Origin of the sequence: Paenibacillus sp. Soil766, assembly GCF_001428105.1 — a bacterium.
In the GTDB taxonomy this organism is placed as follows: Bacteria; Bacillota; Bacilli; order Paenibacillales; family NBRC-103111; genus Paenibacillus_E.
The window spans coordinates 338,225-353,309 of sequence record NZ_LMSJ01000045.1 but is presented as its reverse complement, the minus strand read 5'-3'; the positions used below and the strand labels follow the sequence as shown (position 1 = coordinate 353,309).

The 15,085-nt window shown below is 43.8% G+C and carries 16 protein-coding genes; 5 read left to right on the top strand and 11 right to left on the bottom strand.

Annotated features, from left to right (window positions below; translation table 11 throughout):
• The first annotated feature begins 15 nt into the window (after window positions 1–15).
• Entirely contained in the window at window positions 16–336 is a 321-nt protein-coding gene (locus ASG89_RS28950) for a hypothetical protein (RefSeq protein WP_321166538.1), read from the top strand.
• Here the strand turns inward: ASG89_RS28950 and gndA are convergent, their stop codons facing one another.
• The 7 genes from gndA to ASG89_RS28915 all read right to left on the bottom strand — a co-directional run bounded on the left by gndA (window position 337) and on the right by ASG89_RS28915 (window position 7,694).
• A complete protein-coding gene (gene gndA / locus ASG89_RS28945) occupies window positions 337–1,752 on the bottom strand; it encodes an NADP-dependent phosphogluconate dehydrogenase (RefSeq protein WP_057314760.1) in 1,416 nt (471 codons plus the stop codon).
• Window positions 1,753–1,785: 33 nt separating this feature from the next.
• Complete coding sequence (locus ASG89_RS28940; RefSeq protein ID WP_057314758.1) at window positions 1,786–2,553, bottom strand: SDR family oxidoreductase; 768 nt, start codon at window positions 2,551–2,553, stop codon at window positions 1,786–1,788.
• 42 nt (window positions 2,554–2,595) lie between these two features.
• Window positions 2,596–4,158 carry a gluconokinase gene (gene gntK / locus ASG89_RS28935; RefSeq protein ID WP_057314756.1) on the bottom strand — a complete coding sequence of 521 codons (1,563 nt, stop codon included), beginning with the start codon at window positions 4,156–4,158 and terminating at the stop codon, window positions 2,596–2,598.
• Window positions 4,155–5,426: a lactate racemase domain-containing protein gene (locus ASG89_RS28930; RefSeq protein ID WP_057314755.1), complete on the bottom strand. Its 1,272-nt coding sequence runs from the start codon at window positions 5,424–5,426 to the stop codon at window positions 4,155–4,157. Before ASG89_RS28930 ends, gntK begins: the two co-directional genes overlap by 4 nt.
• Window positions 5,427–5,443: 17 nt before the next feature.
• On the bottom strand, window positions 5,444–6,448 hold the full coding sequence (locus tag ASG89_RS28925; protein WP_057314754.1) for a LacI family DNA-binding transcriptional regulator: 1,005 nt from the start codon (window positions 6,446–6,448) through the stop codon (window positions 5,444–5,446).
• Window positions 6,449–6,675: 227 nt separating this feature from the next.
• Window positions 6,676–7,272: a hypothetical protein gene (locus ASG89_RS28920; protein WP_057314752.1), complete on the bottom strand. Its 597-nt coding sequence runs from the start codon at window positions 7,270–7,272 to the stop codon at window positions 6,676–6,678.
• Window positions 7,273–7,463: 191 nt separating this feature from the next.
• Window positions 7,464–7,694, bottom strand: a complete 231-nt coding sequence (locus tag ASG89_RS28915) for a DUF6953 family protein (protein ID WP_057314750.1) — start codon at window positions 7,692–7,694, stop codon at window positions 7,464–7,466.
• Window positions 7,695–7,883: 189 nt separating this feature from the next.
• Here ASG89_RS28915 and ASG89_RS35895 point away from each other — a divergent pair, with 189 nt between their 5' ends.
• Window positions 7,884–8,000, top strand: a complete 117-nt coding sequence (locus ASG89_RS35895) for a YjcZ family sporulation protein (protein WP_082593678.1) — start codon at window positions 7,884–7,886, stop codon at window positions 7,998–8,000.
• Window positions 8,001–8,051: 51 nt separating this feature from the next.
• Here ASG89_RS35895 and ASG89_RS28910 read toward each other — a convergent pair whose 3' ends face one another.
• Genes ASG89_RS28910 through ASG89_RS28900 form a run of 3 tightly spaced genes read right to left on the bottom strand, consistent with a single transcriptional unit; the run spans window position 8,052 to window position 11,332 of the window.
• Window positions 8,052–9,206, bottom strand: a complete 1,155-nt coding sequence (locus tag ASG89_RS28910) for an ABC transporter permease (protein WP_057314748.1) — start codon at window positions 9,204–9,206, stop codon at window positions 8,052–8,054.
• A complete protein-coding gene (locus ASG89_RS28905; protein ID WP_057314747.1) occupies window positions 9,199–10,386 on the bottom strand; it encodes an ABC transporter permease in 1,188 nt (395 codons plus the stop codon). Before ASG89_RS28905 ends, ASG89_RS28910 begins: the two co-directional genes overlap by 8 nt.
• A gap of 10 nt (window positions 10,387–10,396) precedes the next feature.
• Window positions 10,397–11,332 carry an ABC transporter ATP-binding protein gene (locus tag ASG89_RS28900; protein WP_057314746.1) on the bottom strand — a complete coding sequence of 312 codons (936 nt, stop codon included), beginning with the start codon at window positions 11,330–11,332 and terminating at the stop codon, window positions 10,397–10,399.
• Between the two features lie 186 nt (window positions 11,333–11,518).
• On the opposite strand from ASG89_RS28900, the gene ASG89_RS28895 reads away from it, so the two are divergent.
• On the top strand, window positions 11,519–12,652 hold the full coding sequence (locus ASG89_RS28895; RefSeq protein WP_057314744.1) for a sensor histidine kinase: 1,134 nt from the start codon (window positions 11,519–11,521) through the stop codon (window positions 12,650–12,652).
• Between the two features lie 23 nt (window positions 12,653–12,675).
• A complete protein-coding gene (locus tag ASG89_RS28890; protein ID WP_057314742.1) occupies window positions 12,676–13,329 on the top strand; it encodes a response regulator transcription factor in 654 nt (217 codons plus the stop codon).
• Between the two features lie 4 nt (window positions 13,330–13,333).
• Here ASG89_RS28890 and ASG89_RS28885 read toward each other — a convergent pair whose 3' ends face one another.
• Window positions 13,334–14,191, bottom strand: coding sequence for a stalk domain-containing protein (locus ASG89_RS28885; protein ID WP_057314740.1), 858 nt, complete (start codon window positions 14,189–14,191; stop codon window positions 13,334–13,336).
• 195 nt (window positions 14,192–14,386) lie between these two features.
• Here ASG89_RS28885 and ASG89_RS28880 point away from each other — a divergent pair, with 195 nt between their 5' ends.
• A complete protein-coding gene (locus tag ASG89_RS28880) occupies window positions 14,387–15,025 on the top strand; it encodes a DUF1054 domain-containing protein (RefSeq protein ID WP_057314739.1) in 639 nt (212 codons plus the stop codon).
• Window positions 15,026–15,085 lie beyond the last annotated feature (60 nt).

Here is a 15,085-nt window from a genome sequence, read left to right as displayed (position 1 = left end):
AGGAGAGATGGAGCTTTGAACCCAACTATGCTGCAGCAAAACCAAACTACCGCCTTTACAAACCGCACACAACGCAAACTGGAGCAAATTTTGCACCCAAGCTATACGCTATGCAAAGAGGATGTCGTCTGGATTCTAGAATTTATTAAGAAAAAAGTGGCTGAAGAAGACCCGCTGATGCAAGGTCTAACTCAACCACGATTATTAAGAAATTTCCGATATTTTGCCGAGATATCCCTCATGCTCATCCACAAACGCAATGGCTTCGATCAAGAAGCTGATCGATTGAAGATGTGGCTGCGTGAAGCAGCATACGGCTTCCAAGATGAGACGTAATTATTCGTTACCCATCCAGTTGTAGTGGAAAGATCCTTCTTTGTCTACACGTTGGAACGTATGAGCGCCGAAGTAATCACGTTGTGCTTGTAACAAGTTAGCAGGCAATCTTTCAGTACGGTAGCTATCATAATAAGCTAACGCTGATGCGAAGGAAGGTACTGCGATACCACGAGTAACTGCTTCTGCAATAACTTGTCTCCATGATCCTTGATAGTTATCAACTACACCAGTGAAGTAGGAATCAAGCAATAGGTTTTTCAATTCAGGATTGCGATCATACGCATCCTTGATATTTTGAAGGAAACGAGCGCGGATAATACAGCCGCCACGGAAGATCATTGCGATGCTGCCGTATTTCAAATCCCAATTGTATTCTTCGGAAGCTGCTCTCATTTGAGCGAAGCCTTGTGCATAAGAACAAATTTTGCTTGCGTATAGCGCTTGACGAACAGCCTCAATGAACGCTTTGCGATCCCCTGTGAATGCTGGAGCATCAGGTCCTTTGAGTACTTTGCTAGCTGCTACGCGTTCTTCCTTCATCGCAGAGATGAAACGGGAGAATACGGATTCTGTGATAATAGAAAGCGGCACGCCAAGGTCCAGAGCACTTTGACTGGTCCATTTTCCTGTTCCCTTTTGGCCAGCGGAATCCAGAATCACGTCAACCATCGGTTTGCCTGTTTCAGCGTCATATTTCGTGAAAATATCACGCGTGATTTCGATCAAGTAGCTGTCAAGCTCTCCGTTGTTCCACTCCGTGAAGATCTCATGAAGCTCTTCTGTGCTAACGTTAAGTACATCTTTCAGCAATTGGTACGCTTCACAAATCAATTGCATATCGCCGTACTCAATACCGTTGTGCACCATTTTTACATAGTGACCCGCGCCGTCTGGCCCGATATACGTACAACAAGCATCTTCGCCAACTTTGGCAGAGATTGCAGTAAGGATTGGCTCAACCAATTTATACGCGTCTTCTTGGCCACCTGGCATAATTGCAGGGCCTTTAAGCGCGCCTTCTTCACCGCCGGAAACACCTGTTCCAACGAAACGAATACCGTGAGCTTCAAGCTCTTTGTTACGACGTTGTGTGTCTGGGAAGAATGCATTTCCGCCGTCGATCAAAATATCGCCTTTATCCAAATGCGGAAGCAATTGGTTGATTGTGTCGTCTGTAGGACCGCCTGCTTTGACCATGATCAAAATTTTGCGCGGGACTTCAAGGGATTGAACGAATTCTTCAACCGTATATGTACCTACTAGTTGCTTGCCTGGTGCTTCATTAAGAAGCTCCTTCGTTTTCTCAGCAGAACGGTTGAATACGGATACCGTAAAGCCTCTGCTTTCAATGTTTAATGCTAAGTTTTTCCCCATTACTGCTAAACCTACAACACCTATTTGTTGCTTAGACATGTCTCTCATACACCCTTCCGATATATAAATAGTTTAAATCGTCATCGCGCCAAAACCGCCGTCTACTCTCAAAACTGTTCCTGTTACAAAGCTTGAAGCTTTCTCTGAAGCCAGGTACACCGCAGCACCTTGAAGCTCTGCAGCTTCACCAAATCGATTCATTGGCGTATGACGCATAATGGATTCGATCCGCTCAGGCGACAAAATCTTACGATTCTGCTCTGCTGGGAAAAAGCCAGGAATAATCGCGTTCACACGTACGCGGCTAGGAGCGAACTCACGAGCTAGGTTTTGTGTGATATTATTCACAGCTGCTTTAGAAGCGGAGTAAGTGAATACACGAGAAAGTGGTGGATCCGAGGAAACGGATGAAATATTAATAATGCTTCCGCCTGCACCTCGTTCAACCATGTATTTCCCGAACACTTGGCAAGCTAGCACGACGCTTTTCAAATTTACCTCCATAATAGAATCCCATTCTTCCATGGAAATGTCAAAGAAAGGTGTCGCACTATTTTTACCCGGACAGTTCATAAGAATATCCGCACTGCCTGACCAAGCGATGACATCTTGAAGTACTTGCTCTAAATCTTCACGTTTGGTTGCATCCGCTTGGAAAGTTTTCGCTTCGCCGCCAATAGCAGCAATACTATCTCGAACCAGCTCGCTTTTCTCTTGATTACGCCCGACGATAGCTACTTTAGCGCCATGTCCAGCAAGGGCTAAAGCCATTGAGCCACCAAGTGTACTATTACCGCCAATAATTACTGCTGTTTTCCCAGAAAGATCGAATAAGTTCATTGTCGTCATCCTCTCGAATAATAGTTCTTTGTCTCTAGTGAATTATGATTGAGGACTCCGTAGGTGCTGACTTTGAAAAGCGGTGATCGCGTCGAATTGATCTTTTAACTGATGATATACGCTCGTATAAATAGATGTCAATTGTTGATATACGCGATAATCGTTTTCATTCACCTCGTGAGCCTTTCCTACCCCGATCCATTTATGTGCATGTGATAAGTCGTCGATCTCCCCCATAGCGAGTAGACCAAGCAAAGCTGCACCAATTCCTGAGCTCTCAATGGAGTCTGGAACGGTTACTGCCGTACCGAGCATATCGGTCATCATCTGACGCCAAAATTCTGAGCGAGCGAAACCGCCGGAGGCGCGAATGACCGTAGCTGGCCCCATCATTCGTTCCAACGATGTGGCAACGGCTTGGATGGAGAACATAACACCTTCCAAAGCGGCACGGATCATATGCTTCTTCTGATGACTAAGCGATAGACCGAAATAAACGCCGCGAGCATTGGCATTCCAATATGGAGCACGTTCGCCGGACAGCAATGGCAAGAACAGCAATCCTTCGGAGCCTGCTCTCACTTCAGCAGCAAGAGCTGTCAGGTGATCGTACGGATCCATCCCCATACGGCGTGCTTCTTCGGCTTCTGCTGTCGCAATCTGGTCTCTGACCCAACGGAAAACGATACCTCCGTTATTAATCGGTCCACCCACGACCCAGAAGTTTTCGGTTAACGCGTAACAGAATAACTTACCCTCAGGGTCCGTTTGCGGCTTGTTTACGACGCTGCGCACGGCTCCGCTTGTTCCGATCGTAACCGCGACAACCCCGGGCTCGAAGGCGCCTACGCCAAGGTTGGCAAGAACACCATCGGAAGCTCCGACAATAAACGGCGTGTCCGTGGACAAGCCCATCGCAGCAGCATAAGTTAAGCTCATACCTTCTACACGATGTGTTGTAGGTACAAGCGCGGATAGCTGCTCAGGTGAAACCCCTGCATACTCAAGCGCACCTGCATCCCAATCCAATTGTTCGAGATTGAATAATCCTGTCGCACTCGCCAGAGAATGGTCGATCAGATACTGATCAAACAGCTTGGCAAACACATACTCTTTAATCCCTATAAATTTATGGGTATTTCGAACAAGCGCTGGTTCATGCTCCCCGAACCACTTCAATTTCAAAAGTGGTGACATGGGATGAATCGGTGTGCCTGTTCTCGCATAAATCTGTTGACCAAGTCCATTCAGCTTCAAATCCTCCGCATATTTCGCGGCACGATTATCTGCCCAAGTAATACATTGGGTTAATGGCTTATTGAGCTCATCTACCGCAATTATGCTGTGCATGGCTGAGCTGAAGGATACGCAAAGCACTTGTTCAGGCGAAATGCCTTGCTTGCGAACAACGGCCCCAATCCCCTGCACCACCGCATCAAAAATTTGATCCGGATCCTGCTCAGCCCGATCTGCGGCAGGTGTGAATAACGGGTATTCGATGGAATGGGAGGCAAGTACTTGTCCGTCCCGATCGATGACCAGTGTTTTGGTGCTCGTGGTACCTATATCCGCAGCTATGATATAGGGCTTCTGACTTTGCGTCATGGGCGAATATTCCCCTCTGCATTGAATGTTAGCTCAAATGGCTCCGATAAAATTTCAATATCTGGATGCTGACGGGCAGCCTCAAGGAGATTCACCGAAATTTCAATCTCACCTAAGTGAAGTGTATCTTGGATGCGAACAAGCTTACAGGTCGTGTAATCTAAAATATTACAAGTTTTCACGGCTGCTTTGATCGCATAGAAATCATTTTCTAAGGTAGTCGCGATTTTCGTAGGAGCACAAACCGTAGAAGTTAACCCATTGGCATAGGTGAATTCTAGATTTGTCTTATCAACCAGACGCTGTGTAGTGAAATCCGCTGTACCCACGCCATTGGCATTCCCCTTAGTTTCATGTGTCAAATCAAGGACAACCATCTTCGACACTTCGGGTCCGCCATGTGCATATGGGGTTGGATAACGTCCGGTTACGTTAGGATCCATACCGTCACCGCTAATATTTTTACCGATGTAATCAATCACAAGGACGTCAATTTCATCGAATAAAATTTTCGGCAAACGCGATTTCGCTTCTACCAGTAAAACTTCCTCACGCGCTTCAATCTCTGCGGCAGGAAGAACCTCAACCTGGCAAGTCTCATCGTAAGCATTCTCTACGAGTGCTACACCAAATACGATCGGCAGCTTCTCAATCATTAAATTCGCCATAGCAGGAACATTCTCTGCCATGTATTTAAAGCCAAGCTGGTGGCAAGCTTCAGCGCCTTTTTGTTTACCAAGGCCAATCGCGATCATCTTCATGATGCCGCTCTCAATGCGTCCGCGGAATGCGGTATGCGGCTTCACACGGTTAATAACGACAATGGCATCTGCTTCTGAGGCGATGCGATCTACATAAACCGGCAAACCATTCGGCAGTTGATCAATTTGAACCACGTCCATGGAAGAACGAATCGGTGCTCCCATCGTTTCTTCCGTAATCCCAAAGTGCTGGAGCACCTCAGTCTGACCATCCGCTGTCGCCCCGCCATGACTTCCCATACAAGGTACGATAAATGGATGTGCACCTCTTGCCTTGATGGCATCCAAGGTTGTCTTCGTGAAACCCGCAATATTAGCAATTCCTCTGCTTCCAACTGCAACTGCTACTTGCTGTCCTGGCAGGATGCTAGGCATAACGCCGCTGCTTTCGAGCTTATCAGCAAGTTCCTGCAAAGGATTTTCCAGAATTGTGCGATCAAATTTCTGACGAATTTTGACCATTTGCGGAATCGGAATGTCATTTAACAATTCTCGTAGAATACTCATCGACTTTCCCCACTTTCTTATGCTTGTAATACTTGCACAGATTCACGAACGATTAATTCTGTCCGCAAAAGAAGTTGCTCTGTTGCATGCAATTTATTCTCTATATTACCTAAGAGACGAAGTGCGCCTTCTTTGCTAATTTGTTCGATCGGCCTGCGTACAGTCGTTAAAGCTGGGGTCACATACGCCGCGAAAACTGTATCGTCAAAACCGACTACAGATATGTCTTTCGGGACTTGTAAGCCCGCTTCAAAAACAGCTTTAATAGCTCCTAATGCCATCTCATCATTGCAGCAAAAAACCGCTGTCGGTCTCTCTTCGAGGCTCAAAAATTGTTGCATCGCTTGATGACCGCTTTCCAAATCGTAAAGTCCCGGCATGCGGTATGAAGCTGGGATCAAAATACCATAATGCTCCATTGCTCGTTCAAAGCCATCCTTACGATTCTGTGCAGACTTAAAGCCCTTACGTCCCTCAATTAAGGCGATTTTCTTATGCCCTTGATTTACCAGGAAGGCTCCTGCGTGAAAAGCTCCTTGTTCCTCATCAGAAAGGACATTCAGAACACCAGCGGTGTCCACAGGCCGATTCAATACGACAAGCGGAATACCTTTGTTCGCAATATGCTCAATGATCGGTCCATCGTCGTCACTTTGACTAACAATAATAATGCCATCAAAGCTCTTCTTGGTGATGGAATGAAAGCTAGTGTAATCATCAATACCCTTGACAATCAACTGATAGCGATCTCTTATCACAGAATTAACCCCACGAATGGCCTCGTAGAAGAAACCAGCAGATGTTCCATTGCTTAGTGTGGTAAAAAATAGCCCCAAGTTATACGAACGATCCAAGACTAAACTTTTCGCATTATAATTCGGTGTGTAATCCAGCTGTTCAGCGATGATGCGAATGCGCTCTTTCGTTTCCTCTTGGATGAGCGGACTATTGTTTAACGCTCTGGAAACTGTCGTGTGGGAAACTCCCGCGAGCTTCGCAATATCCTTAATAGTTGCGCTCATACATTCACCTCAATTAGAAGCATATCACATCTATGCACACGTTAACAATAGTCTTTTCGCGAGTCAAAAGAACTCCCATCTCAGGGAGTTCAGACATTGACCGCAGAAAATCTTCTTTTCTTCGCTGCATCTACAAAAGTCTCATTCTTCTCCCCTTATAAACACACAAAAGAGAGTCCCGTATACGTTCATACAGGCTCTCTTTCATCCCAGCACACTATTCATTCTCACATCTCCAATAGCAGCATTTCTTGTCTCAGCTCGATCAATTTAACTTTACTTTCCATCGCGGCTTTGGCATCACCGGACGAGAGCGCATCTTGCAATGTAGCTAATTCATAATCAAGCTCCATTCGCAAAATAGGGATGCGTTCGTCTGTCCTCTTCGATCTTAGTGCTTGCATGACTTCTTCTACGGTCACAGCAGGCTCCTTCTGATACAGCACCTTATGTTCAATTCCGCTAATCTCCACCATGCGGATGATCTCCCCGAACATAATATTCTCAATGAGAATTTGCCGATCCTTAAATCTTTTGACAACGGCATGGCCTCGGGTATCCCCGATCAACTTCTCCATCATTTCTGCAAGCTTCTCATCCTTGAATGAATAATTGCCAACAATCTTATACTTCTCGCCAATTCGTTCGAATTTCAGCTTAATCAGCTTGCGTCCAGTGCGAATTGAAATGATAAACTGAAGTTCACTTTCATTCCAGTAGAGCGAATATCCTTCTTGGATGAGTGCTTTAATGAAGTTCCGGATTAGCCGGCGATCAAATCGTAACTCTAGGTTGCAATACTCCACTTCATGACTCTTACTCACGGCAATCCCCTCCATAATTGGCGCAAACCATTTATTTAAATATTCAGACAACTTGTGTTCTTAATGTTATCTTATTATGAATTCTATGTTTTAGCAACTTGGATTATGGATATTTTTTTAAAAGAAAGCGCACAAAAAAAGCCGATGCCTGTTTGCCATCAGCTACAGCCCATGTTCACGCCAACCATTGATTAATGCCAACCCCAGAAAAACCCATCACGTTCCCATGCTGCTCTACCGCCATGCAATTTCTTGAAAATTTTCTTAACATCTTTGGAAATGGCTTGATTTCCATTGTCATTTACATAAATAAAGGATTCCCCATAATGCTTAAGAATATAGTCAACGGCATCTTTCTGATACAAAATACCTGCCGATTTCAACTCGTTAAGCATCCACTCTGCAATTTCATTCGCTGTCATTCTCCAACCATTCTCCTTTCCATGAACATTCGATCATTATACCATACATCCATGCAAAATCCGCACTTGACTAGGGACAGCAGCACAATCATTTCAGAAGTCTCTCACAGCCCATTCCATCTTTCCCATTGCTCCATATGCTATGTCGAAAGTCAATGAACAGGTCTTAAAACAGAGAGGGTGAATGAAATGGGTTATGGTGTAGCAGGTGTTGGTGGTGTTGGCTGTGGCGGTGGATCCTCTGCAGCAGCAATTTTGGTACTTTTCATCTTGTTGGTTATTATCTCTAGCGCTTTTGTAATCTAACAAACATCAGATACGAAAGGGCAGCCTTAGCCGGCTGCCCTTTTAGTTGCTTTAACTTACTTCTAGTTCATCAGGTTTGAGGATCGCCGCACCAATACTCATTAGAATGAGAGCAAATAAAGCAAGTACCCCCATGTGCATCCACATTTGCGATAACGGTTGACCTGAACCCATATGAGTAATGGCATCAAGTGCCCACTTTTGCGGAACAAAGTTAGCCAGCTTTTGCATCCAATCTGGCATCAGACTAATCGGCCAGAAGCACCCCCCCAACATGCAGGTTGGGGTAATGATGAGTGAATTAATGACACTCATATTCGTCGTATTTTTAACCATACTTGCTGCTGCGCTGGCAATGCCCATTGTCGCTAATAAGAAAAATTCCAAGATCACAAATTGTGATACGAATGGTAGTCCATACTCATACTGGGCAACATATCTTGTTATCACGAGAATAACCAACACTTGAAGTGTGCCTACCACAAAACTGCCTAAGAAATTTCCTAGTACGATTTCATGGGAACGGACTGGTGCCGTAAAGGTTCTTGCCATCGTTCGAAGCCGCCGATCTTCCATAACGAGAGACACTGTATTATTAATAAGTGCCATCATAAACATCAACATAAAACCAATCACAAGACGCACATTGGGATTCGTATACAAGTCCAGATCCGTTATTTGGGACTTTACCTGGTGCTTTTGAATCTGCTGGATCGTCTTCTCCACAGCCTCTGTCAGCGCGGCTCCCTGAAGTCCTTGCATGCTAGAACTCGCAATCGTGGCTTGGTAACCAGATAAGATACTATCCAACTTCATTTTGAAACTAATCGTCGCTTCATTCATGCTCAATTGGTACATATCAAGCTGGGGAGCAGCACCGGAAAGAATCGTTTCACTAAATCCTGCTGGAATGATGAAAGCAGCATTTACCTTTTGTTTGATCACTTCGCTCTTAAGATCCTCTTCTGATTCCGCTTGTTTCAATCGATAATCTGGCAATGCAGCTAGTTCTTGAGAAATATGCATGCCTATTGAGCCCGAATCCAAATTGAGGTAGGCAATGTTGATTTGATTCTCTGTTTGCTTGCCAAGAATGCCAATAATCAGTGAAACCGCGGTAACTGGCATAACTAGGTACAGTAAAAGCCCCTTCCTTTGAAACAGTGAACGTCGCAGCATATTTAGAGCGATCGTAAAACTATTCATGATATCCCCCTTTTCGATAAAGAAGCAATCCGAGTCCCAACATGCCTAAACTGATACAAGCTAAGATCAAAATGTGATGGGAGACTATACCGGCTTCACTTCCAAGCATGAGGTGAAACATACTTTGCATTCCCCAATAATTCAGCGTAAATGAGCCTAACTGCTTAACGAAGCCGTCTGGAAGCGGTGTAAAGCCTCCGCTTAAGAATGTCATAATCATAATGACCGATTGAAAGGTGGTTGAGATGCTTTTATTTGATTTTGAAAGAAGCATAACCACAATGGCTAAACTCATTGACGTTGTGATGATGCATAAACTTATGAGGAAGAGTAACAAGAAGTTCGAGCCCCAATCAACACCATAGAACAATTTGGTAGCTCCAACGATAACCACAACCTGCCCGATGGAAATAACGATATTGCCGAGGATTTTGCCTACTAATATGTGATATTGTTGAATAGGCATCGCATTTAAACGAGATAAAGTGTGCTTCTCCTTCTCATCCTGCAGGCTAAATGCTGCTATCATGCCTGAGTATAATAAAAACATAATTAACATCGAAGCCGCGTAATACTGCATAGCTGTGTAGTTCGCATTTGAGGCTGCAAGCTTGCCTACTTGGACAAACGAATCGCTGGTAGTCAATTTCTCCGTAGATGCAGCACTCGTCGGGTTCTGAATCTGGCTAGAAGCATACGCATTTGCCATCATGGCTATTGCTTGTTTGTGATTTACGTCATCCAGGAAGGAACGAAATACCATTTGTGCTGTTAGATTTGACAAATAATCTTTACCTAGGATCATTTCCCACTGTGAGGCATTGCCTGAGGTAACTTGACTACTGAAATCACTTGGAATCAGAAGAGCAAACTCCGATTCGCCATCTCTCAACCTTTTGACTGCTTCCTCCCGAGTTGAAATGACATTGGTTTGTATAAGTTTGTTAATTTCCGGCGTTGCTAAGAAGCCTAGAAAACTCTCACGTAATGCCCCAGTATCATCTTGCACAAGGTCCACTTTCACAGGGCTAGGCGTCTTATCTTCCGTTTTAAAAGCACCTGAGAGCGCCGAGCCTAAGATAAAGATCAACATTAGAGGCATTAGCAATTGAATCAAGAACACGTACCGCATCCTTAGTTTTCGATGGATTTCATATATCGCAATTGTCCACATTTGCATGGTATCCCTCCTAGTCTCTCAAGGTTCTTCCCGTCAATGACAGGAACAAAGCCTCTAGATCAGGCTCTACTTGGGAGAGCGTCTGAATCTTGACACCATGCTTGGAAAGAATAAATAAGATATCTTGCAAATAACTTTGCGTCGTTCCTACAATAAGTTCAATCGTTTGATCAGTGTGGATCACATTTTTAATCAATGGATGCTCCCTTAGCTCTTGTATAGCTAGATCAACCAGATTCGTTACTTGCAGAATAATTTTGTTGTCCTGTGCAACCTTACTTCTCAGTTCCTCCTGCGTGCCACATGCGATGAGATGACCATGATCCATGATGCCGACCCTCGTAGAGATCGTAGACACTTCCTCCATATAGTGTGAGGTATAGATAATCGTTGAACCAATCCGGTTCAACTCACGTACCGATTCCAAAATATGATTACGTGATTGGGGATCGATCCCCACCGTAGGTTCATCCATAATGATCAGTTTAGGATGATGCATAATCGCGCACGCAATGTTTAATCTCCGCTTCATTCCACCCGAGAATGAGCTTGCTAGATCGCTCGCTCGATCTAACAAGCCAACGAAGGACAATGATTCTTCTACTCTGTCTTTTAACAACTTTCCTCGTAATCCGTATAACTTCGCAAAAAAAGTGACATTCTCTCGAGCACTTAAGTTTTCATAAATCGCTAATTCTTGAGGAACAAGACCAATTTGACGCTTAACCTCTATCGGGTTTTTAGCTACGGAACATCCGCCAACAAGCACCTCGCCTTGATCAATTTTCAACAGTCCGCTTAGCATTTTAATCGTCGAGCTTTTGCCCGCTCCATTAGGGCCTAACAGACCGAAAACTTCGCCTTCACGAATAGTAAGATTCAAATGGTCGACTGAAATGCGATCATTATATTTCTTTACAACATTTTTCAATTGAACAAAGCTCATAGATCCCTCTTCCTTTCTTCTACAATACAGATTATGGTTATTGTACACGTTCCCAGCCATGGTATCAGGTAGAAGAAGTCATTAATCGAGGTGACAAAAGTCATTTTCTCACAACGCAACGTGTAAAGACCTATGTGGTATATGCTATACTTCACTAAAAACGCCCAATAAAGGAAGGAAAACGGCTTGCAACGTCAACTCCATCTTACACGTTATTTACTCATTCTGATTCCAGCCATCGCCTCCATGTATTTGGAGAATTATGCTTCTAATGATACTTACACCCTTCTTGTTCTTCTCTACTTTGCAATGACAGAAATACGCCGAACACGGTTCCCACACGCCTTCCCGATGCTGCTAATTGAAATAGGCAGTGTTGGCTGGATGAACTACTACTGCAACGGAATATGGTTCATCGCTTTTTTCTCAACATTACTAACGTTTGGAGATCATACGACGGCACGAACACAGTTTCCGGTATGGCTCATACAACTACTTGTTCTGAATCTTACCTTGCTAAACCAGCCGACTAGTTATTACATCATTGCCAATCTCATGTACCTAGCACTCACACTCATTCTTTTTCAACTGCAGCAAACGAAACAAAATAAAGAAGATGTACACCTGCTTTTTGATCAACTTCGCAAGCAGCATTATGACTTGGATGAAGCACGACTTCGGTTATTGGATTATGCAAGAAAGGTTGAGCATATCGCCCAAACCGAGGAACGAAACCGAATCTCACATGACCTCCATGATGATTTGGGTCATAAGCTCATTCGTCTAAAAATGATGATGGAGGCCTCTCTTAGCATTCTTCCCATACAGCCGAAAAAAGGAACCGAGATGCTTGGCTCCGTCCGTGACCAGCTTGGTGAAAGCATGGAACTCCTTCGCTCTACCGTGCGTAGATTGAAGCCTGATGAGCAGTCCCTGCATGGCTACTCTCTGCATAAGCTGATTGAAGGACTGAAACAAGAGAATGGCATCCACATCGAAATGAGTATCGAAGGCATGCCCTATGATTTGTATCCCAGCATGGAATTCATTCTTTACCGCAATGCACAAGAGGCGATTACGAATGCGATACGGCACGGATCAGCCACACAGGTTCACTTGGTTTTAAAGTTTACGCCGCATCAAGTATCCATGGCGATTTCCAACAATGGTAAACGTGCTTCAGAACCACTAGTTAAGGGCTTAGGACTAACTGGGATGGAGGAACGGAGTAAGCTTATTGGGGGGAATCTCCTCATAGCCGATGAGGATCTATACACCGTAACAACGGTTTTGCCAACTTTTCGTCATGTACATGAGTAATTAAAGTGGAGGGTTGAAGAATCATGATTCATGTTCTAATTACAGATGATGATCCATTTATTCGTGAAAGCTTACAATTAATTATTGGTCTGGATCCCGAAATTACTGTCGTTGGCACCTGCACAAATGGAGATGAAGCTCTTGCATTTATTCAAGCAGGTGTTCACGTTGATGTAGTCCTTATGGATATTCGAATGCCCGGTTGTGACGGTGTGCAAGGAACCAAACTCATCAAGCAATGCAATCCGGACATCGCCATCTTGATTCTGACAACCTTTGATGACGATGCGTACATCATACAGGCTCTAAGAAACGGCGCTAGCGGTTATTTATTAAAAAATATTTCCCCAGATCGTATCATCCAAGGCGTTAAGACCGTAAAGCAAGGGAATTTACTTGTTCATCCCGAAATTGCAAAAAAGCTAACCAGTTTCATTCAAGAAATCCCTTCCAAAACGGATGTGTCGGCCACTTCAATTGATGGATATGGTTTGACAGCAAATGAACAGATTATAATAGCTAAAATCTCAGATGGCCTTTCAAATAAAGAAATCGCCCAGGAGTTATTCCTGAGCGAAGGTACGGTGAAGAACTATATAACTGAAATTTTAAGTAAATTAAACCTACGAGATCGCACACAAATTGCCATATTTTATTTGAGGCGGAAACAAGAATGAGAAACTATTTCGTGACTTTACCAGCCTGGATATCTTCTTTCGCAGAACTTCCAACGAAATAATCGATCGTATTATTCCACGCTGTTGTTTGAGTTAGGGTGATTGTTGTTCGATAAAAATGGCCTGTTTCATCAGATGTTAGATAGCTGTATGTATTTTCTTCTTTTAATTTATCAAAGATTATGGGGTTTGAAGCTACGCTGACTTGGCCGATTTGCAGATATCGGAAATCTTCTGCGTACTCTTTCAATTTTTTCAGCTTAAGCGGATCGTTCTCTTCGGTTACGACGATTGGTTCGAAATTCGTATAGGATATCTTTGGCGGCTCATTCCCCCATACATTTTTCAGTTCAGTCTCACTTACGTAGAGTTGTTCTGTAAACTTCTCTTTAGCCTTACGCAAGCCATCTGTGCGAATACCCATTCGCTCCACATCGATTAAGCGATAATACACTTGATCCGTATTATTAATTAACATTGGATAGGTAGCCCCGCGGTAATCCATATACTGCGCATATGGAAATTGCAGCGTAATTTCCAAGTAATTGGATGCCGTTCCCTCCGTCGGTTGATTTGGATTCACACGTGGATTGACGAATATGGTTTTCGTGCTATCCTGCCAATTCACTACAGCTCCCAAATAACCGCCTAATTCTTTGACTGGCAAATAACTCGTATTATTATAAATTAATGGCGGATTCGCAAGCTTAACGGCTTGCCCATTGACGACAACCTTAAAATCATTACGAATGTACGCGTCGACACGTTGAAGTACATCCTCTGCATATACACCTGCTCCAAAGCAAGTTCCCATTAGTGTTCCTATGATTGCCATTTTTGACCATTTCGGTAGCTTCTTCATCTTTATACCTCCTGTACCTATCCTAGCTTGTTACCCTAGTCATTCGACAAATACCTAAATTTCCCTGCTAATTTCGACAATATGGATCAAATGACCTATACGACGATGTCAACGAAACTAGCGATTCATTGCGAGATGTACAAAATTGCTTTAGAATAGTTGAAAAACATGATTGTGAAATGAGGACCTTCCATAATGAGTTTTACAGGATTTACACAACACGATTTCGATACTTTCGCCATTGAAGGTTTAGACGGTCGAATGGCCGCCATTCAAGAGCGAATTCAGCCTAAATTCAAGGCACTTGGCGATGTGTTAGCAGCTGAATTATCCGTACAATCTGGAACCGAGATGTTCCTACATATTGCGAAACATTTGCGCCGTAAAATTAACCCGCCCGTTGATACCTGGATGGCCATTTGTCCTAATAAACGCGGCTACAAGCAAGTGCCTCACTTTCAAGTCGGACTATTCGATGATCGAGTTTTCATCTGGCTTGCACTTATTTATGAACTGCCGAACAAAAGCAATATCGCGAAAACGTACATGAATAATTTGAATCTAATCCAAGCAGAAATTCCTAAAGACTTCCTTCTCTCCTTTGATCATATGAAAAAAGATGCAACTCCAGTGTCTCTGCTCGACACTAAGGGGTGGAACGAAGCACTTACTCGTTTCCGCGATGTCAAAAAAGCTGAGCTTCTCATGGGAAGAAACCTCCGCTTCGATGATCCCGTGTTAACGAATCCCGCTGAACTCCAGCGCTTAATTGAACAAACCTTTGAGAAACTGATTCCTTTGTACAAGCTTGCAGTCGATACTCCATCGCAATAATTTCATAAAAAATTTATGTGAAATTAAGGTTATTTTCAACTAAACCGAGGCTTTCCTGCG